18 protein-coding genes are annotated in these 18,767 nt (G+C 47.2%); 13 read left to right on the top strand and 5 right to left on the bottom strand.

Annotated elements, in window-relative coordinates; genetic code table 11:
• Nucleotides 1–31: 31 nt before the first annotated feature.
• Nucleotides 32–640 (bottom strand): YktB family protein, encoded by a 609-nt coding sequence (locus ACZGCQ_RS10365; protein ID WP_481266191.1) that lies wholly within the window; start codon nucleotides 638–640, stop codon nucleotides 32–34.
• Nucleotides 641–773: 133 nt separating this feature from the next.
• On the opposite strand from ACZGCQ_RS10365, the gene ACZGCQ_RS10360 reads away from it, so the two are divergent.
• Nucleotides 774–2,471: a GGDEF domain-containing protein gene (locus ACZGCQ_RS10360; protein WP_481266190.1), complete on the top strand. Its 1,698-nt coding sequence runs from the start codon at nucleotides 774–776 to the stop codon at nucleotides 2,469–2,471.
• Between the two features lie 96 nt (nucleotides 2,472–2,567).
• On the opposite strand, the gene ACZGCQ_RS10355 is transcribed toward ACZGCQ_RS10360, so the two are convergent.
• The 4 genes from ACZGCQ_RS10355 to ACZGCQ_RS10340 form a co-directional block, all read right to left on the bottom strand.
• Nucleotides 2,568–3,218: a homing endonuclease associated repeat-containing protein gene (locus tag ACZGCQ_RS10355; RefSeq protein WP_047393045.1), complete on the bottom strand. Its 651-nt coding sequence runs from the start codon at nucleotides 3,216–3,218 to the stop codon at nucleotides 2,568–2,570.
• A 269-nt stretch (nucleotides 3,219–3,487) separates the two neighbouring features.
• Entirely contained in the window at nucleotides 3,488–5,137 is a 1,650-nt protein-coding gene (locus tag ACZGCQ_RS10350) for a peptide ABC transporter substrate-binding protein (RefSeq protein ID WP_481266189.1), read from the bottom strand.
• Nucleotides 5,138–5,468: 331 nt separating this feature from the next.
• The gene (bcp, locus tag ACZGCQ_RS10345) at nucleotides 5,469–5,918 is read right to left on the bottom strand and encodes a thioredoxin-dependent thiol peroxidase (protein ID WP_029342580.1); all 450 of its coding nucleotides are present in this window, start codon (nucleotides 5,916–5,918) and stop codon (nucleotides 5,469–5,471) included.
• 13 nt (nucleotides 5,919–5,931) lie between these two features.
• Nucleotides 5,932–6,771: a hypothetical protein gene (locus ACZGCQ_RS10340; protein ID WP_481266188.1), complete on the bottom strand. Its 840-nt coding sequence runs from the start codon at nucleotides 6,769–6,771 to the stop codon at nucleotides 5,932–5,934.
• A gap of 122 nt (nucleotides 6,772–6,893) precedes the next feature.
• Here ACZGCQ_RS10340 and ACZGCQ_RS10335 point away from each other — a divergent pair, with 122 nt between their 5' ends.
• The 12 genes from ACZGCQ_RS10335 (at nucleotide 6,894) to ACZGCQ_RS10280 (ending at nucleotide 18,746) form a co-directional block, all read left to right on the top strand.
• Complete coding sequence (locus ACZGCQ_RS10335) at nucleotides 6,894–7,181, top strand: HesB/YadR/YfhF family protein (RefSeq protein WP_023469340.1); 288 nt, start codon at nucleotides 6,894–6,896, stop codon at nucleotides 7,179–7,181.
• A 130-nt stretch (nucleotides 7,182–7,311) separates the two neighbouring features.
• Nucleotides 7,312–8,856 (top strand): L-glutamate gamma-semialdehyde dehydrogenase, encoded by a 1,545-nt coding sequence (gene pruA / locus ACZGCQ_RS10330; protein WP_029342578.1) that lies wholly within the window; start codon nucleotides 7,312–7,314, stop codon nucleotides 8,854–8,856.
• 78 nt (nucleotides 8,857–8,934) lie between these two features.
• Nucleotides 8,935–10,446, top strand: coding sequence for a sodium/proline symporter PutP (gene putP, locus ACZGCQ_RS10325; protein ID WP_481266187.1), 1,512 nt, complete (start codon nucleotides 8,935–8,937; stop codon nucleotides 10,444–10,446).
• Between the two features lie 110 nt (nucleotides 10,447–10,556).
• The gene (locus tag ACZGCQ_RS10320) at nucleotides 10,557–11,801 is read left to right on the top strand and encodes an Nramp family divalent metal transporter (protein ID WP_481266186.1); all 1,245 of its coding nucleotides are present in this window, start codon (nucleotides 10,557–10,559) and stop codon (nucleotides 11,799–11,801) included.
• A 200-nt stretch (nucleotides 11,802–12,001) separates the two neighbouring features.
• Nucleotides 12,002–12,292, top strand: coding sequence for an Asp-tRNA(Asn)/Glu-tRNA(Gln) amidotransferase subunit GatC (gatC, locus tag ACZGCQ_RS10315; protein ID WP_023469336.1), 291 nt, complete (start codon nucleotides 12,002–12,004; stop codon nucleotides 12,290–12,292).
• 15 nt (nucleotides 12,293–12,307) lie between these two features.
• A complete protein-coding gene (gene gatA, locus ACZGCQ_RS10310; RefSeq protein ID WP_029342575.1) occupies nucleotides 12,308–13,750 on the top strand; it encodes an Asp-tRNA(Asn)/Glu-tRNA(Gln) amidotransferase subunit GatA in 1,443 nt (480 codons plus the stop codon).
• 14 nt (nucleotides 13,751–13,764) lie between these two features.
• On the top strand, nucleotides 13,765–15,198 hold the full coding sequence (gene gatB / locus ACZGCQ_RS10305) for an Asp-tRNA(Asn)/Glu-tRNA(Gln) amidotransferase subunit GatB (RefSeq protein WP_481266185.1): 1,434 nt from the start codon (nucleotides 13,765–13,767) through the stop codon (nucleotides 15,196–15,198).
• A gap of 147 nt (nucleotides 15,199–15,345) precedes the next feature.
• Nucleotides 15,346–16,308, top strand: a complete 963-nt coding sequence (locus ACZGCQ_RS10300; protein WP_481266184.1) for a diacylglycerol kinase — start codon at nucleotides 15,346–15,348, stop codon at nucleotides 16,306–16,308.
• A gap of 25 nt (nucleotides 16,309–16,333) precedes the next feature.
• Entirely contained in the window at nucleotides 16,334–17,692 is a 1,359-nt protein-coding gene (gene rlmD, locus ACZGCQ_RS10295) for a 23S rRNA (uracil(1939)-C(5))-methyltransferase RlmD (RefSeq protein WP_035396153.1), read from the top strand.
• A gap of 128 nt (nucleotides 17,693–17,820) precedes the next feature.
• Entirely contained in the window at nucleotides 17,821–18,015 is a 195-nt protein-coding gene (locus ACZGCQ_RS10290) for a hypothetical protein (RefSeq protein ID WP_481266183.1), read from the top strand.
• Nucleotides 18,016–18,037: 22 nt separating this feature from the next.
• Nucleotides 18,038–18,190: a hypothetical protein gene (locus ACZGCQ_RS10285; RefSeq protein ID WP_481266182.1), complete on the top strand. Its 153-nt coding sequence runs from the start codon at nucleotides 18,038–18,040 to the stop codon at nucleotides 18,188–18,190.
• A gap of 82 nt (nucleotides 18,191–18,272) precedes the next feature.
• Complete coding sequence (locus ACZGCQ_RS10280) at nucleotides 18,273–18,746, top strand: hypothetical protein (RefSeq protein ID WP_481266181.1); 474 nt, start codon at nucleotides 18,273–18,275, stop codon at nucleotides 18,744–18,746.
• The last annotated feature ends 21 nt before the right edge of the window (nucleotides 18,747–18,767 follow it).

The raw sequence follows: 18,767 nt of genomic DNA, 5'->3' as shown, positions 1-18,767 counted from the left end.
GTAAAAAGGATGACCGATTCGGCCATCCTTTTTATTTAATCGTTTTGTAGAGTGGTACGAGATGCGAATAGGTATTTCGAATCATTTCCAATAATTCTTCGCGTGACAGGTGATGCACTTGTTCTGCCGGAATATGGCGGCCAACAAGGAATTCTGCCTTTTTGACGTCGTGGAAACGTTGTAATCCTTTTTCAATATCCGTCTCATGAACGGAGACCGCGTCTTTTTTCATATGATCGTATGAGACGACGAAATCATCCGGAAGGGATGTCAGCAGTTCGGTATGCTGTAATAGTTTCGATGCGTATTGTTGTTTATTCGGCAACTCGTAAATGTAGGCGAGCCAAATGAACAGATGATCATCAAACAGACCGACTTGGAAATGCGGATGTTTCTTGTATCCACGTTTATCGGGGGAGAAGGCCATCCATGTATCCTTCGGAGGGTTGACCTTCCGACGGGCATGTTGCGCGATGTGAACATGGACATCTTCTGCTGTTGCGACCGTTAAGTCAGGTGCGACTTCCTGACCGATGTCTCGAAAGACCGGCTGGATGCGTTCACGAATCGCTTCCATTCGTGGTTCTAGTCCATCAATCTGAAATGTATCAAATGCGTGTTGCGTGAATGTTTTTGTCATGAAAAAATCACCTCGCGTCAATTGTATCAAAGGAGACCATCGAAGTTCGACTTTTTGCTTGAAAAGTAGAATAATAGACATATCGATTTCCATTAATATACAACTACATAACTTAGAGGAAGGGGAATGTTTTGTGCGTCGTTTTCAACAATATCTCCTTCGAAGCTGGGTCGTTTTTTTCGTAATCGTCATAGGCATCGATCTTTTTGCGAAGTCGAGAGATTATAGTCTCAGCGTCGATTTGTTTACGTTCTTATTGATTGCCGCCTTATCGACGATTTTCGTCGTCGATCCTGTCCGTCGTCGTCATATGAGTTTTACTTTCCATTTTGGATTCGTCCTCTTTACATTTTTAACGTATGGATTGTTATCAGCGATTTGTGTCGGTCAATTGACGATGCTTATCTATCAGTTGCGAACGATTCATACACCAATCGGACGTCGGCGGATGTTACATAACTATCCATTTAACGTCACACTCGAATTGTTTTTAATTGTTCCAGCAGGTCTTGCCTATAATGCACTCGGTGGAACACATGGCGAAGCATTCGTGCTGACGGAAAACATCGTGCCGTTACTGGCGATGGTCGCGATTCTCTGGATCGTCCTCTTATTGCAATACCAGTTATCCAGATTTCTTCTTGGAGAAAACATCCCAAGCGACGTCATGTTCCAGCTGCTACGTTTTGAAGCGGTCGTCATCACGGCAGAATTGTTATACGGTATTTTCAGTACGCTCGTCGTTCAAGGAAACGGAAATAGTGGACTCGTCATGGCTGCCTTTGCATTATTCATCATCAAGCGCGCACTTGGGAGTTCAGTCGAAGCGACGGATCGGATTGAACATTGGGAACAGATTGAGCGATTGAAAGAGGCTGCTTGGAAGGACGGCGATGCCCAGTTCATCATTGAACGATATCTACGACAGCTTAATCAATTCGTCAAACCGGATATCGCTTGGATTAAGTTTGATTTCAAAGAAGGAAAGCAAAGCGTGTACTATTCGTTGAAGGATGGACGAAAGTTAAAAGCCGATCATGTCGAAGGGCGAATCATTGAAGACATCATCGAAAAAGAAGAAGTTCTTCTTTACGGGATGCAACAGGAGTGGGATATCCGTCTTTACGATAGTTTGCCGGAAGAGACACAGTCCGTCCTCTTCATTCAACCGGAAGCGACAGAGACGATCAACTGCTCGTTGCTCCTTGCCTCGAACGCAAGTGGTGAATTCACACAGGATTTCGGATATGAGCTATACCGCGCTTTACGTGTTCTGTCGTGGGCAGTGGAACGAGCACACGAACGAGAGCGCTTGTTGACAGACAGTCGGACGGATGCGATGACAAAACTACCGAACTATCGTGCCTTGCAAGAGTGGGGCGATCGTCGTATTAAACAACGCGATCTTTATCCGTTTTCAGCCTTAATGATCGATCTAGATCATTTTAAACAAATTAATGATACGTACGGGCATGAAGTCGGAGACGTCGTCCTATTTGAAGTTGCGAAGTTATTGATGCAGGCAACACGTATCACGGATCTTGTCGCGCGTTACGGGGGAGAGGAATTCGTTATTTTACTACCGAATACGGATCTTGATTCTGCCCAAATCGTCGCAGAACGAATTCGCGAGACGTTGCATGCAAATCCAATCTTAGTCGAAGGACATACGCTCCGGATTACGGCTAGTATCGGAATCGATACATTAAAGGAACTTGGTGATCTTGCGAGTTTGATTCGAAATGCCGACCGCGCGATGTACGTCGGAGCGAAGTTCCAAGGACGCGACCGTGTCGCATCGTATCAGGAGTGGAAAGAGAAGGTTATTTAAATCAAGTAGAAGAAGGTGGCAGAGACGCTATCTTCTTTTTTGATATAAAAAATCCTCCCAGTTCAGATGAACGAGAAGGATCGAAAAAGAATAAGTTCATTGTGCTTGTTGTTTGCTGAGACGAATCTCGTTTTCAATCGCATGGATTGCAGCTGACCAAGAACCATAACGATGAAGTAAAGCTTTCGTCGACGGTTTGTTGTTCCGTTTTGCCCATTCCCGATACGCTTCAAAAGAGAGGGCAAAGCCGACTTCCTCGATTGCTTGACGCAGAGAAGCAGCAAGTTCAGCTTTCGAATAAGTGACGCTCGCTTCAAGTCCTGCAGCGGTACAAGCATCGTGCCACGAACCGAACATCTTGACGATGTGATAGTGACTCGGTGCATGATGGACGGATTTACGCCACATCTGGTACTTCTTGAGGGTGATCGTAGAGCCGACGTCTTGTGCGTACCGTTCGAACGACTTTAAGATTTCGTCTTTCGTATATTTCGGTGCCCGCTCGAGCTCCTCCGGCTGTTGATCGACATTCCACTCGTATCCAGCAGCAGACAAAGCTTCCGGCCACGATCCGAATTGACGAATGATATTTTCCGGCTGAGGCCAGTCATTAACTAAAGCATAACGGCGATAGACAGTACGGCGTGGACGGTCCTGGATGAGTTCACCGACCGCACGGATGGCTTCAATCATCTCAAGTTGCTCTTCTGTATAACTCTGTTGACTCGTAAGTACACGTTGCTTCATGAGTGAGTCCTCCTTCCTAGTTCGATGTAGTATTGAGGCAAAAGTCCTCTGTATTAGATATATCGGTACATTTCCATTAATTATGAATAATTCCCGCAAAATATTGTAAATAAAGTGAATCGGATTCTTTGCTTAGTATAAATGGAAGTCATGGAAATGAAAACAGAATGACACGAAATTTTAATTCTATTCAGAAAAATAGGACAAACGACTCAGATGGAAAAAAAGACCAGACACGCTCGTCAGCGAATCTGGTCTTTTGATATAACTTATTTTCCTTCGATGTAAGCCCATTTGTACGAAGTATCGGCACCAACTTTGTGGTTGACGATTCCTTTGACATACGGTTTACGAAGAGAAGAAACACCACGTTGGTACATAACCGAGATTGCTTGATCCTCTTCAAGGAGTGTTTTCTCAGCATCTTTGAGGGACTGCCAACGTTTCTCAGCATCTACTTCTTTTTGAGCTGATTTGATGAGTGAATCATATTTGTCGCTCGTGTACTTACCACGGTTGTATGGTCCACCTGTTACCCACATATCGAGGAATGTCATCGGATCTTGGTAGTCAGGTCCCCATCCTGCGAATGACAGTTCGAACTCACCTTTTGACTCTAGGTCTAGCTTGTTCTTGAACGGTTGTTGTTTGATCGTAACTTCAAGACCTGGAAGGTTTTTCTCCCACTCGCCTTTAAGGTACTCAGAGATTTTTTTCGAGTTGTCATCATCGTAAGAGAGAAGCTCAAGTTTCATCGATTTCTTACCGACTTCTTTGAGTCCTTTTTCGAATGATGCTTTTGCAGCAGATGCATCGTATGAACCAAAGCCTTCGTTGCCGTCACGGAAGTCTTTACCGTCTGGACCTTTTGCGAAGTCTTTTGGTACGTAGTAGTAAGCAGGGATCGAACCGTTGTTCAAGAGAACTTCAGCCATCTGAGCTTTATCGTATCCAGAGTCGATCGCTTTACGGATATCTTTGTTCTTCAAGAGTTCGTTCTTGAAGTTCATTTGGATATAGTACATTGCTGCATCAAGACGTGTTTCGAAGTCTTCCTTATCTTTATACTGATCAACGAACTCACTCGTTAAGCCAGCTTGATCAATGTCACCTTTTTCATATAAGTTGACGCCCGTCGAGACTTCTTTAACAATTTTTACGTTGATGTCTTCGAGTTTGACTTTATCTTTATCCCAGTACTGATCATTCTTTTTGTATGTCCAGCCAACATCTGTTTTCCATTCCGAGAGAACGAATGGACCATTGTAAAGGAATGTATCCGGCTTCGATGCGAAGTTTTTGCCTTGTTCTTCGACGAATTCTTGTTTTAGTGGCATGAATGAACCGAAACCAGTCAACGATTTGAAGTATTCAGCTGGTTGAGTCAACTTGACTTCAAGCGTTTTGTCATCAACCGCTTTAACTGCGACATCATCTGCTTTTCCTTTACTTGTGTTATATGCTTCAGCTCCATCGATGATATACATGATGTATGCATACTGCGAACCACTCTTTGGATCAAGAACGCGTTTCCATGCGTATTCGAAGTCTTTTGCTGTGACATCGCTGCCATCCGACCATTTCGAATCACGAAGTTTGAACGTGTATGTAAGTCCATCTTCAGAAACATCAACACTCTCCGCAACACCTGGTGTTGCTTCTTGATTCTCGTCTAGACGGAACAGACCTTCTTGAACGTTGTTCAAGACTGTGAAGGATACAGAGTCTGTTGCGACTGTCGGGCTAAGTGCTGGAATATCCGAACCGCTGATGATATTCAAGACTTGTTTGTCTGAAGATTTTTCTCCCGATGTCGAACCGCCTTCTTTTTTACCTTCATCTGTCGTCGAACATGCCGCAAGACTTGATCCAGCGATTGTCAGTGCTCCGACGAGTGCAAGTGCCTTTTTCTTTTCCATAAAGTAAATCCCTCCCAAAAGAAATAGATATATCTGGTGAAACGATAAGAACCGAATAGGATAGCGATCCGGTGTCCGACTAAAAATAAGAGGGGTCATCGCCTTTTATTCTTAAGCTGTGGAAAGCACCGGATCAACTTGTTATCAATAATAAATACAATATTCAGAAAAATCAATAGAATATTTTCAGATTATTTCAAAATTATTAAATTTATGTGTGATACCAACGTTTTTTCACGAAAAATTATTTTTATGTAAGGATAAAATTAGGAGTTTTTAAAAGAATTGAATACAAAAAGAACCATTTGTATAAAACAACTGGTTCTTGAACTCATTTCTGCTCTTGGACGTACTGGAGTGCTTCTGCGACGTGATCTTTTACTTTTACGCTACGCCATTCCTTGACGATTTCACCGGACTCATCAATCAGGAAAGTCGAACGAACAATTCCAAAATATTCCTTACCGTAATTCTTTTTCAGTTGCCAGACGCCATATTGCTCACACACTTCGTGATCGACATCTGATAACAATTGGAACGGTAATTCGTATTTTGCAATAAAATTTTGATGCCGTTTCTGACTATCAGCAGAAACACCGAGAATGACCGTGTTATTTTCTTCGAACGCTTGCGTCGCATCACGGAAATCACATGCCTCGGTCGTACAACCAGGCGTTGAATCCTTCGGATAGAAATAGAGTACGACTTTTTTTCCACGATAATCCTCGAGGGAAATCGTTTCTCCTTGTGCGTTCGGAAGGGTAAATGTAGGTGCTTGCATGAAAAATTCCTCCTTATCCTAACTCCATGTTTAATTGATCCGCATATTTCTCAAGCTTCTTTTGAAGACTTTCTTTTAAAGGATCAAGGGCAATCAAGTACTTCTCATAATCCGTCCCGGCTTTCGCCGTCTTCATGAGGAGTGGCTGTTCTTCTTCATACCAGTCTGCATAGTCTTTATAGTAATCAACGAGCGTCTCAGGATTTCCTTCGTTCTTCAATGCCTCACCGTAAATCATCAGGATATTACTGTTCATCTCGAGCGCCATATAATCCGTTTGGGCATTGACGCGAGAGAAGACAGCATCCTGCTCTTTTTCATCCGTTTTTCCGATCTCGTCGGCCGCCTTCGCATTGACACCATACTCGTCAGCGTTAAATCCAGTGAACATGTCGCCAAGCGTCGAGAAGACGGACGGATCGAATGTCGTTGGGGTCAGGACGATCTTCCACTCGTCGTCTTTCTTCAGTAACAGCTTCGATCCTCGGTTCGGGAGAATCGTTCCGTTCGCATCCTTGAATTCGTGGATGATGTAGGCGACATTGCCTTTTTGGAACGACTTAACGACTTTTCCGGGAACGACGTTCAAGTTCTTCGCACCGATGGCGAGGGGTTCAAGTTGTTTTGCGTCACCCGTATATTCAATCGATGCGAGATCCTTCGCATCTGCTCGCCCTGATTGACCGAGCGTTTTTTCGTATGTTTGATAAACGTCAAGAACGGCTTGTTCTGCCTTCTGTTGTTTCGTTTCCGTCGTCTTCGGGGATTTGGTATCTGTAGAAGACGAGGAGTCGTTTCCGCAACCGACGAGTACGAGACTGGTCGCAAGCAGCACTACGAGCGATCGTTTCATTCGAATTCCTCCTAAGATGAATGTTTCATGGTGATTCCTTAGCTAATCTTGTCTCTACCATACAGGAAATTCGCTTTTTTGAGTAGGATATCGGTACACTAAACGAAAGGGGAGTGATAGATATGAAAATTCATATTACAGATGAGGCATTACAATACTTTAAAGATGAGATGGAAGCAAAATCAGGAGATACGATTCGCTTCTTTGCAAAATATGGTGGCTCAACGGATTTAACACAAGGCTTTTCGGTTGGTGTTCATATGGAAGAAGTCGAACGGGCAGCGGTCGAAGAAGTCGTCGACGGCATCCACTTCGTCGTCTCGGATCAAGATGACTGGTTATTCCAAGGACAAGACGTCAAAGTTTCAATTGAACATGAAGAGATCGTCTTTTCACAAGCAAAGGAATAATAGAGAACTGAGGAGAGACCAAATCGGTCTCTCCTCTATTTTTTTGACTAGAATAATTGTAAGCGGACTCATGCTTCTGTACAATGGAGAATGTAAGCGATTTAAAGTAGAGATTAAAGGGGGAATAGAGATGATTCCGTACAAACACGAACCATTCACGGACTTCTCACAAGAAGCAAACAAGAAAGCGTTCGAAGAGGCACTTGCACTCGTCACGCAAGAACTCGGCAAAGATTATCCGCTCGTCATCGGTGGAAAACATGTGACGACGGAAGATAAAATCGTCTCCGTCAATCCGGCTAACAAAGAAGAGATCGTCGGACGTGTCTCGAAAGCGACACAGGAACATGCAGAAGAAGCGATGCAAGCAGCAGTCACAGCTTTCGAAACATGGAAATTCGTCAATCCGTCTGTACGTGCGGACGTCCTATTCAAAGCAGCGAACATCATCCGTAAGCGGAAACATGAGTTCTCTGCCTACCTCGTCAAAGAAGCAGGGAAGCCTTGGAACGAAGCTGATGCCGATACAGCAGAAGCGATCGACTTCCTCGAGTACTATGCACGCCAGATGCTCGTCTTAAAAGACGGCAAAAAAGTCGAGAGTCGTCCAGGCGAATACAACCGTTACGATTACATTCCACTCGGTGTTGGTGTCATCATCTCACCATGGAACTTCCCACTCGCGATCATGGCTGGAACAGCTGTCGCAGCAATCGTGGCAGGGAACCCGATCCTCTTGAAACCCGCATCGACGACACCGGTCGTCGCGGCGAAATTCGTCGAAGTGATGGAGCAGGCTGGTCTTCCGGCTGGCGTCTTGAACTTCGTACCCGGTTCAGGAGCAGAAGTCGGTGACTACCTCGTTGACCACCCGAAAACACGTTTCATCAGCTTCACGGGATCACGTGATGTCGGTCTTCGTATCAACGAACGGGCATCGAAACTAAACGAAGGTCAAATCTGGCTCAAACGTGTCATCGCGGAAATGGGCGGAAAAGATACAATGGTCATCGATGAGTCGGCTGATCTCGATTATGCAGCGGACATGATTACGAAAGCGGCATTTGGATTCTCGGGTCAAAAATGTTCAGCTTGTTCACGTGTCGTCGCACTCGACTCTGTCTATGACGAGTTGCTCGAAAAAGTCGTCGCGAACACGAACAAACTCAGCATCGGTAACCCAACAGATGTCTCGAACAACGTCGGACCGGTCATTGACGCGGCAGCGTTCAAGAAAATCACGTCGTACTTCGACGTCGCAAAAGAAGAAGGACGCATCGTCGCAGGTGGTACGGCAGACGATTCAACAGGATTCTTCGTCTCACCGACAGTCGTCGCGGACGTTCAACCGACAGATCGTTTGATGCAAGAAGAGATCTTCGGACCAGTCGTCGCCTTCACGAAAGCGAAGGATTTCAAAGAAGCGATCGATATCGCGAACAACACGGAATACGGTTTGACAGGTGCTGTCATCACGCAAGACCGGACGAACCAAGAGTACGCGCGTGCGAACTTCCACGTCGGTAACCTCTACTTCAACCGTGGTTGCACAGGCGCAATCGTTGGCTACCAACCATTTGGTGGATTCAACATGTCAGGTACGGATTCAAAAGCAGGCGGACCGGATTACTTGACTTTACATCTTCAAGCAAAAACAACTTCAGAAATGTTCTGAAATGGTGTTTAATAGATGAAACGGGTGTGCGACCTGCACGCCCGTTTTTCTTATATCACGGAAAAAGGGGGAGCAAGGATGAACGGAATGTGGTTCGCGATTTTGCTGTATCTCGGACTGATGGTCGCACTTGGCGTCATTGCGTATTATCGGACGAAGAACATGAATGACTACATGCTTGGGGGACGTACGATCGGTCCCGTCGTCACGGCGCTCTCTGCAGGAGCAAGTGACATGAGTGGCTGGCTGTTGATGGGATTACCGGGTGCGATGTATGCAACTGGTCTGTCCAGTGGATGGATCGTCATCGGATTATTGCTTGGCGCTTATGCCAACTGGTTACTCGTCGCGCCGCGTCTGCGTGCGTATACAGCACATGCAGGGGATGCGATCACGATTCCCGATTACTTTGAAAAACGATTTCACGATAAAAGTGGTGTATTGCGTACTGTTTCAGCTGGAGTTATCTTAATATTCTTTATAATGTACGCATCAAGTGGTTTTGTCGCAGGTGGTCGTTTGTTCGAAGCCGTCTTTGGTCTCGAGTATACGACAGGTCTTTGGATTCTAGCAGGTGTCGTCATTGCGTATGTTTTCCTCGGTGGTTTCCTTGCCGTCAGTTGGACGGACGTCGTACAAGGGATGATCATGGTCATCGCGTTGCTGATCGTACCAGCTGTCGCGCTGACTTTAAGTGGCGGGATCAATGAGACGCTCGAGACAATTCGGTCGACGGACGGCTCGAAACTGGAGCTCTTCAAAGGGACGACGACGATCGGTATCGTCTCGCTCCTCGCGTGGGGACTCGGGTATTTCGGGCAACCGCATATCATCGTTCGTTTCATGGCGATTCGGAACTTACATGAGATGAAGTCAGCACGTCGCGTCGGAATGATCTGGATGACGTTCTCGATCGTTGGTGCGATGGTGACAGGCTTGATCGGTTATGCTTATTTCACACAACAAAGTGCTGGACTAAAAAATCCAGAGAATGTCTTCATTCAGTTATCACGTGATCTTTTCCCAGGGTTCATTACGGGACTGTTGCTAGCAGCATTACTTGCTGCGATCATGTCGACGATCTCGACGCAGCTACTCGTCTCTTCGAGTGCGGCAACGAATGATTTCTATCACCGTTTCTTTAAACGTAGTGCTTCAGACCGCGAACTGATGATCATGGGTCGCGTCATGGTTCTAGTCGTAGCGGTTCTTGCGATTCTCTTATCGTTCGGCGCGCAGAAGTCGATCCTGACGCTCGTCGGATACGCGTGGGCTGGCTTTGGTTCAGCGTTCGGACCAGTTGTGCTGTTCAGCCTGCTTTGGCGCCGGATGAACAAGACGGGAGCACTCGCTTCGATGATCACGGGATCCGTCGTCGTCATTGCTTGGATCCTCATCAATCAGAACGTCGCCGGATTACCATCGTACATTTCGGAAACGTATGAGATGATTCCAGCTTTCATCGCTTCGACGATCGCGCTCGTCATCGGTAGTCTCGTGACGAAGGAACCGAGTCAAGCGATCTATGATGAATTCGATCAAGTGCAAGCACAGCTAAAAGGTGCGGAACCTGAGCGGAAGATTGTCTAACTAACAGAAGGGGTGTTTCCTGATTACAGGAGACCCCCCTTTTTTGTTCACTTCATACGTTGTTATTTACCATAAACATATTTGTTGCGCTTGCGCAAAATGAGCGTATAATGAAAACAAAAAGTGAGGTGAACGAGATGGCGACACAGCCACTTACACAAGATTTACCCAAAAAACGGACATATATCGGACCGGCATTCGTTGCTGCCGTCGCGTATCTCGATCCGGGAAACTTCGCGACGAACATGACGGCAGGTGCCCAATATGGCTACTTGTTGCTCTGGGTCATCGTTGCCTCGAACTTGATGGCCGTCGTCATTCAGTTCCTATCAGCCAAACTTGGAATCGTCAGCAATCTCAGTTTAGCGGAAGTAATCCGGGAAGAGTTATCGCCGGTCTTTCGCTTTTTCTACTGGGTCCAAGCGGAGCTCGTCGCGATGGCGACCGATCTCGCCGAGTTCGTCGGAGCCGCACTCGGATTTCATTTACTGTTTGCGATCGATTTACGGATGGCAGCATTACTGACGGCAGTTCTATCATTCGTCATCCTCGGATTTGAGCAGAAGGGACTTCGACATTTTGAAGCCGTCATCGCCGTTCTTGTTTTAATCATCGCAGCGGCTTTTGCGATTGAAGTCTTTGAAGTCCATCCGGTCTTCCGTGATCTATCAGCAGGACTAATGCCGGGTTTCGAAGGCACATCGAGCATCGTCCTTGCTGCCGGCATGCTTGGTGCGACCGTCATGCCACACGCTATCTATCTCCATTCCGATTTAACGAAACGACGGATGGGGCACGTTGCGAATAAAGTGTCGATGTTACGGATCCAGCGCTTTGATATCTGGGGAGCGATGTTGATTGCCGGAGCGGTCAACGGAGCGATGCTCGTCATCGCAGCCAGTGTCTTTTATGGTACGGAGTATCAAGCCGGTTCGCTAGAAGAAATCTATGAAGGATTGCACGTCACGCTCGGCGGCATTGCACCGTATCTGTTTGCGATTGCTTTACTCGTTTCAGGTCTTGCTTCATCAAGCGTCGGGACGATGTCAGGTGACGCGATCATGCGTGGCTTCCTCCATCTTCAATTACCACTGTTCGTTCGCCGGACCGTGACGATGTTACCGGCTATCTTGTTGCTGTTCTCCGGTTTTGATCCGACACGGGCACTTGTCCTCAGTCAGGTCGCCTTATCGTTCGGGATTCCGTTCGCGCTAATTCCCTTGATTCGGGCGACAGCGAGTGAACGGTACATGGGGGAACACCGGAACAGTCGGTTCATGAACGCGTTAGCCTGGATCATCGTCTCGATCGTTATCGTCTTTAATGTCTATCTGCTCGTCGATGTATTAGTATGAATATTCAGTATTTTTGTTTCGTCTGATTTAAACCGGGTATTTCATAACTAGAAGCTTTCCGCCCGGAAGCTTTGCTACCCCTATAAGGACGATGGTGCGGACCTCCCCCCGATGCACCATCGTCTTTTTTGTCTGGACGAAAAGTGCTATGATTAGAAATAGTGTAAAATATATTGCAAAAGTTCCGGAGGTGGAATGACATGGCAAAGATTAATGAGGAGCAAGTCCGCCACGTGGCGCATTTGGCACGCCTTGCCGTGACAGATGAAGAAGTAGCACAATTCACAGGACAACTCGAGAAGATTCTCGGGTTCGCCGAACAATTAAATGAACTCGATACGACAGGCGTCGAACCGACGACCCACGTTCTCGATTTAAAGAACGTCCTACGTAAGGACGAAGTACGTCCATCACTTCCGCGTACGGAAGTAGAACGACTCGCACCCGATTGGGAAGACGGACAAGTCCGCGTCCCAGCGGTGTTCGAATAAGGAGGAAATGACCCGATGTCACTTTTTGAACATGGTGTCAAAACACTACACACACTCATTCAGGATGGCGAAGTCAAAGTTTCTGAACTCGTCCAAGAATCCTTTGATCAAATCGACCGTGTCGATGGAAAAATCGGTGCGTTTCTTTCATTGAACGAAGAAGCATTCGAGCAAGCAAAACGAATGGATGATGTCGCGAAACACGAAGCGAATCCATTGTTTGGTCTTCCGATCGGCGTCAAGGATAACATCGTCACGAAAGGGATGACGACGACATGTGGTTCGAAATTCCTTGAGAACTTCGTACCAGCACATGATGCGACGGTCGTCGAGCGTCTGCATGAAGCAGGGGCGATCACAATCGGAAAATTGAACATGGATGAGTTCGCGATGGGTTCTTCAAACGAGAACTCAGCGTACAAACCAGTTCGCAACCCATGGAATACGAAACACGTTCCAGGTGGTTCTTCGGGTGGTTCGGCAGCAGCCGTCGCAGCAGGCGAAGTCTTATTCAGCCTTGGTTCGGATACAGGTGGCTCGATTCGTCAACCGGCTGCCTATTGTGGTGTCGTCGGGTTGAAACCGACATACGGTCTCGTCTCACGTTTCGGTCTTGTTGCGTTCGCGTCGTCGCTTGACCAAATCGGTCCGTTGACACGGACAGTCGAAGACAACGCGTATCTGTTGAGCGCGATCGCAGGACACTGTGAGATGGATTCGACATCTGCGAACGTCGCAGCTACGGATTACACACAAGCGTTGACAGGTGATATCAAAGGTCTGAAGATCGCTGTTCCGAAAGAATACTTCGGTGAGGGTGTCAGTGAAGGCGTCAAAGCCAACATCCGGGAAGCAATCCAAAAACTCGAAGCACTCGGTGCGACAGTCGATGAAGTGTCACTTCCGAACTCGAAATATGCGCTTGCGACGTACTACTTACTTGCTTCATCGGAAGCTTCATCGAACCTTGCGCGCTTTGACGGTATTCGTTACGGAGTCCGTGCCGAAGCGGATGCACTTGAAGATGTCTTCAAGTATTCCCGTTCACAAGGATTCGGAGACGAAGTCAAACGCCGGATCATGCTCGGAACGTATGCACTCAGCTCAGGTTATTACGATGCGTACTATAAAAAAGCACAACAAGCCCGGACGTTGATCAAAAAAGACTTTGACGATGTTCTCGCGAACTATGACGTCATCATCGGACCAACAGCACCGACACCAGCATTCGAACTCGGTGCACAGCTCGACGATCCGGTCACGATGTATGCGAATGACATCTTGACGATTCCGATCAACTTGGCAGGTGTTCCAGCGATCTCAGTTCCAGCTGGATTCGTCGACGGTCTTCCAGTCGGCTTACAAATCATTGGAAAACATTTCGATGAGGCGACGATCTATCGCGCTGCGCATGCGTTTGAGCTTGCGACAGGCGGATTCGCGCTTCCGAAGTTATAAGGAGCGAATGTATCATGAACTTTGAAACGATCATCGGGATCGAGGTCCACGCCGAACTGAGCACGAACACGAAGATGTTCTGTGGTTGTGCGCGGGAATACGGCGCAGAGACGAACACGAAAACGTGTCCGATTTGTCTTGGACATCCGGGCGTCTTACCGAAAATTAACGAAAAAGCTGTTGAACTCGCTGTTCGTGCAGCAATGGCACTTAACTGTCAAGTGGCCGATCAAACGAAATTCGACCGGAAGAACTACTTTTATCCGGATACGCCAAAAGCGTATCAAATCTCACAGTTCGATCAACCGATCGGCTTCGATGGCTATATTGATGCGGAAGTCGATGGCGAAACGAAACGCTTCCGAATCGAACGTGTCCATTTGGAAGAAGATGCTGGTAAGATGAACCACACGGGTGCCAACCACTCGGTCGTCGACTTCAACCGGACAGGCGCACCACTCATTGAGATCGTTAGTGAAGCGGACATGCGTTCACCGAAAGATGCAGTCGCTTATCTCGAACGTCTTAAGGAAGTCTTGCAATATGCAGGCGTCTCGGACGTCAAGATGGAAGAAGGATCACTTCGTTGTGACTGTAACATCTCGGTCCGTCCATACGGACAAGAGAAGTTCGGTACGAAAACAGAACTCAAGAACTTGAACTCGTTCGGAAACGTCTTAAAAGGACTTGAGTTCGAAGAAGATCGTCACCGCAAGTTGTTGCTTGCGGGTGGAGTGATGCGTCAAGAAACACTTCGTTTCGATGAGACGAAAAAACAAACCGTCCTCATGCGTGTCAAAGAAGGGGCGTCGGATTACCGTTACTTCCCAGAGCCTGACCTCGTCAAGCTCGTGCTTGATCACGATTGGAAAGAAGCGATCCGTGCGGGTATCCCAGAACTTCCGGATGCACGTCGCGTTCGTTACCAAGAAGAACTTGGTCTTTCAGCGTATGATGCGAAACAATTGACGGTCACGCGTGAGATGGCAGAGTATTTCGAGGCGACACTTGCAGCAGGCGCAGAACCAAAAGCGGCAGCCAACTGGACGATCGGTGAAATCCAAGGTCACTTGAATAAGTCGACGGAAACGTTCGAAACAGTCAAGATGACACCGGCTCGTCTGGCGGAGATGATCGACTTGATCGCAAGCGGAACGATTTCTTCGAAAATCGCTAAACAAGTCTTCACGGCCGTCATCGAAGAAGGTGCTGAACCGCTTGCATACGTCGAAGCAAACGGTCTTGCACAAATTTCGGACGAAGGATTGCTACGTGGTCTCATCGTCGAGATGTTCGAAGCAAACCCAGCCGTCGTCGAGGAATTACTCGGTGGACGTGACCGGAAAAAAGGCTTCGTCATCGGTCAAATCATGAAGAAAACAAAAGGAATGGCAAACCCTGCCCTTCTCGATCAACTCTTCTACGAAGAGCTTGAAAAACTAAAATAAGTAGCTGATCAAACAGCGTCCGTTCCTCCTTTACTTCTGTGAGGAATCGGACGCTGTCTTTTTTGGCTTTGTAATGTCTCGAGAGTTCATGTAAAATAAAACAGTTATGTATCAAATGAACGGTTGAGTCAAAAAGGAGAAAATCTTATGAGACCTAGAGCGCGCGTGATTTATAACCCGACTTCCGGGAAAGAGATGGTTAAACGAAATTTACCGTATATCCTCGACCGACTCGAAGCAGCGGGTTATGAGACATCTGTCTACTCGACGAAAGCGGTCGGCGATGCGACGTATGAAGCAGCACGAGCATGCGAAGCAGAATTTGATCTCGTCGTCGCAGCAGGCGGCGATGGTACGTTGAATGAAGTGATCAGTGGAATGGCTGCCTACAATAAACGTCCGAAGCTTGGTGTATTACCTGTTGGAACGACGAATGACTTTGGTCGGGCGATGCGTATTCCATTGACGATTGAAGGGGCGATGGATGTCATCTGCACAGGACATACGATGCCGGTCGATATCGGTAAGATCGAAGGCTCCGCAGGCGTCCATTACTTCATCAATATCGCTGGCGGTGGCATCATGACAGAACTGTCGTATGAAGTGCCTTCGAAGCTGAAAACGGCACTTGGACAGCTCGCGTACTATGTCAAAGGGATGGAGAAGCTTCCGCAAATCCGACCGACATATGTCGAACTGGAGCATGAAAAGGGTATATTCAAAGGAGAAGTCATGCTGTTCTTGACATCCAATACGAACTCCGTCGGCGGATTCGAGAAGTTGTCACCGAACGCGTCACTCAATGACGGTCGATTCGATCTCTTCATTCTTAAGAAATGTAACCTCGTCGAATTGATTCGTGTCATGCGTCTTGCCTTAAAAGGGGATCATTTCTCGGACCCTTGCATCGAGCATGTCACGACCTCATTCGTCCGCATGAAGAATACATCAGAGATGAGTTTGAACATCGATGGTGAGTTTGGCGGCATTTGCGAAGGCGAGATGACGAATCTTCGCTCTCATTTCGAAGTCATGACACCAAAGTTCCGGATCGAAGAGATGGAACAGATTAATACACAACTACAAGAAGCAGAAATGAACCTCGCGTGAAGCGAGGTTTTTAAGGAGGATATTCATGATTCCAGTACAAAAGAACGATGAACATGTCGTCGAGATCGTCGACCTGACACATGAAGGGTCAGGGGTCGCGCGCATCGATGGCTATACAGTCTTCATCCCGGGCGCATTGCCGACGGAGCAGGTCAAGATCAAAATCACGAAAACAACGAAGTCTTACGGGTTCGGTCGCATCATCCGTCAAAAGACGAAGAGTGTCGATCGTGTCGAGCCACCTTGTCCGGTTTACAACCAGTGTGGCGGTTGCCAATTGCAACATTTATCATACGACGCAGAACTTAAGTTCAAGCACAACCGTGTTCGTGATGCTTTCGCACGCCTAGCAGGTCTTGAAATTCCGGTTCACGAGACGATCGGTATGGAAGATCCGTGGGGTTACCGTAACAAAGCACAAGTACCGGTTGCATTTCAATCGAACAAATTGATGGCTGGCTTCTATCAAAAACGAAGTCACCGGATCATCGACATGGATTACTGCTTGATTCAAAACAAAGAAAACGACGAAGCTGTCCAAGCGGTGCGTAAAGTCCTCGCTGATTTAAAAGTCCCAGCGTACGACGAGAAGAAAAAAGCAGGCGTCATCCGTCATATCATGGCACGTCATGGTTATCACACGAATGAATTGATGGTCGTGCTCGTCACAAAGGTCAAACAATTGCGTGGGATCGATAAGATTGTCGAAGGGATCTTAAAGGCGTTACCAAACGTTACATCGATCCAGCACAACATCAACCCGGATGATACGAACGTCATTCTCGGGAAAAAGAACGTCGTCTTGTACGGACCGTCCGTCATCCGCGATCAAATCGCTGGATTGACGTATGAGATCTCACCGCATTCGTTCTTCCAAGTCAACCCGCTGCAAACAGAGAAACTCTACGCGAAAGCGCTCGAGTATGCTCAGTTGACAGGCGATGAGACAGTCGTTGATGCCTACTGTGGTATCGGTTCGATTTCCTTGTCACTCGCCAAACAAGCGAAGCACGTCTACGGCATCGAAATCGTACCGCAAGCAATCGATGATGCACGCCGGAACGCACAAGCGAACGGTATCGAGAACGTGACGTTCGAGTACGGTGCAGCTGAGAAGGTCATGCCGGATCTCGTTAAAGCCGGTATCCAACCGGACGTCATCGTCGTTGACCCACCACGTAAAGGCTGTGACGAAGAGTTCTTGCGTGCTGCAGCAGATGTTGCACCGAAGCGGATCGTCTACGTCTCATGTAATGCGTCAACACAAGCGCGTGACGCGAAGTTGTTAACAGAACTCGGTTATACACTCGTTGAAGTGACACCAGTCGATATGTTCCCACATACGACACACGTCGAGAGCGTTGCCTTGTTCGTCCGGAACTAAATCGTTCATGCCTCTTTCCATTAGGAAGGAGGCATTTTTTGATTGACCTGGTGTATAAACGAAAGTAAATGAGAACCTCAATATGGTAAAATAATCAAATTGTATATAAAAATATAGGAGGGTTCGTGATGACGGCTAACGATGTTCAAGTGTACGCAACATTCCGATTGGAGCAAGACGTATTGTATCGCTATCATACATACATTCAGTGGGGGGAAAGTGAGACGTCACTAGGGGCATGTCTGATGTTGAATCCAGGATCTGCGACAGTGAATCCGGCATTACATCCACAACTTGAGATGATAGGACAAGCGACTGGGTGAGGTTGGACAATTAGATAAAACGATGTGTCAGATTGTTCGTATCGTAGAAGGAATCTACGAAGGACAAGCCTTATCGGGGCGCTTTCATCTATACAATCTATTTCCGATGCAACACGGCAATGATGTCACATCGATCAATCGTTTCGAAGAACTCTGTCAGGAAACCTCTTTATGAAAAGCAGACGTTATTTGCGTCAGTCGAAGAACTACGACGGCACCCGTTTGTAATTACAGGATGGGGCGTTCGGAGACATCTTGTGCGCTGGGAACATTTGCGACAAGCAAAAAATGAATGGATGAAGCGTCTCGAAGCGTCGGGTATTCCGCACTTTGGTATCCAGCATCCAAGAACAGATGATTTTTATCATCTGTGTCCGAATCTCGTTGCTAGCCGGGAAACGATCAAAGAGCAAATCATCGCGCGACATCGCGAAGTCATGGTACCGAGTCGGAAACGTCAATGGGAGCGAATCCTTCTGTACCGAATGGAAGGTGGACGTATCACCTTAATGGGACGCAAACGATCTGACGATACGTGGGTCTTCATGAGAACGACGGATGAGACAGCATTACTCGAAGAGGGGGATGTATCTGCGAAGACCTCTTCTGAGATCGTCGAACGATGGGACGACGTGGTAGAACATCTCCTCGGTGAGGTCGTCTTATCGTTACGCCCTAGTTTCGTTCACCCTGAATTTGAAGAGCGGATTGCACCGTATCGTAGACGATGATACGAAAAAGGAGAAAGAGCG

The organism is Exiguobacterium sp. HSB13, assembly GCF_056764755.1.
Note: the sequence above shows the minus strand (reverse complement) of the source record. Positions and strands in the feature narration are given on the sequence as shown.

Excerpts from the sequence above, each read along its gene's own strand:
- gatA (WP_029342575.1), top strand. The coding sequence starts at position 12,308 with ATGTCACTTTTTGAACATGGTGTCAAAACACTACACACACTCATTCAG.
- ACZGCQ_RS10355 (WP_047393045.1), bottom strand. The coding sequence starts at position 3,218 with ATGAAGCAACGTGTACTTACGAGTCAACAGAGTTATACAGAAGAGCAA.
- pruA (WP_029342578.1), top strand. The coding sequence starts at position 7,312 with ATGATTCCGTACAAACACGAACCATTCACGGACTTCTCACAAGAAGCA.
- bcp (WP_029342580.1), bottom strand. The coding sequence starts at position 5,918 with ATGCAAGCACCTACATTTACCCTTCCGAACGCACAAGGAGAAACGATT.
- ACZGCQ_RS10365 (WP_481266191.1), bottom strand. The coding sequence starts at position 640 with ATGACAAAAACATTCACGCAACACGCATTTGATACATTTCAGATTGAT.
- putP (WP_481266187.1), top strand. The coding sequence starts at position 8,935 with ATGAACGGAATGTGGTTCGCGATTTTGCTGTATCTCGGACTGATGGTC.
- ACZGCQ_RS10300 (WP_481266184.1), top strand. The coding sequence starts at position 15,346 with ATGAGACCTAGAGCGCGCGTGATTTATAACCCGACTTCCGGGAAAGAG.
- ACZGCQ_RS10350 (WP_481266189.1), bottom strand. The coding sequence starts at position 5,137 with ATGGAAAAGAAAAAGGCACTTGCACTCGTCGGAGCACTGACAATCGCT.
- gatB (WP_481266185.1), top strand. The coding sequence starts at position 13,765 with ATGAACTTTGAAACGATCATCGGGATCGAGGTCCACGCCGAACTGAGC.
- ACZGCQ_RS10335 (WP_023469340.1), top strand. The coding sequence starts at position 6,894 with ATGAAAATTCATATTACAGATGAGGCATTACAATACTTTAAAGATGAG.
- ACZGCQ_RS10290 (WP_481266183.1), top strand. The coding sequence starts at position 17,821 with ATGACGGCTAACGATGTTCAAGTGTACGCAACATTCCGATTGGAGCAA.
- ACZGCQ_RS10320 (WP_481266186.1), top strand. The coding sequence starts at position 10,557 with ATGAAAACAAAAAGTGAGGTGAACGAGATGGCGACACAGCCACTTACA.
- gatC (WP_023469336.1), top strand. The coding sequence starts at position 12,002 with ATGGCAAAGATTAATGAGGAGCAAGTCCGCCACGTGGCGCATTTGGCA.
- rlmD (WP_035396153.1), top strand. The coding sequence starts at position 16,334 with ATGATTCCAGTACAAAAGAACGATGAACATGTCGTCGAGATCGTCGAC.
- ACZGCQ_RS10285 (WP_481266182.1), top strand. The coding sequence starts at position 18,038 with ATGTGTCAGATTGTTCGTATCGTAGAAGGAATCTACGAAGGACAAGCC.
- ACZGCQ_RS10340 (WP_481266188.1), bottom strand. The coding sequence starts at position 6,771 with ATGAAACGATCGCTCGTAGTGCTGCTTGCGACCAGTCTCGTACTCGTC.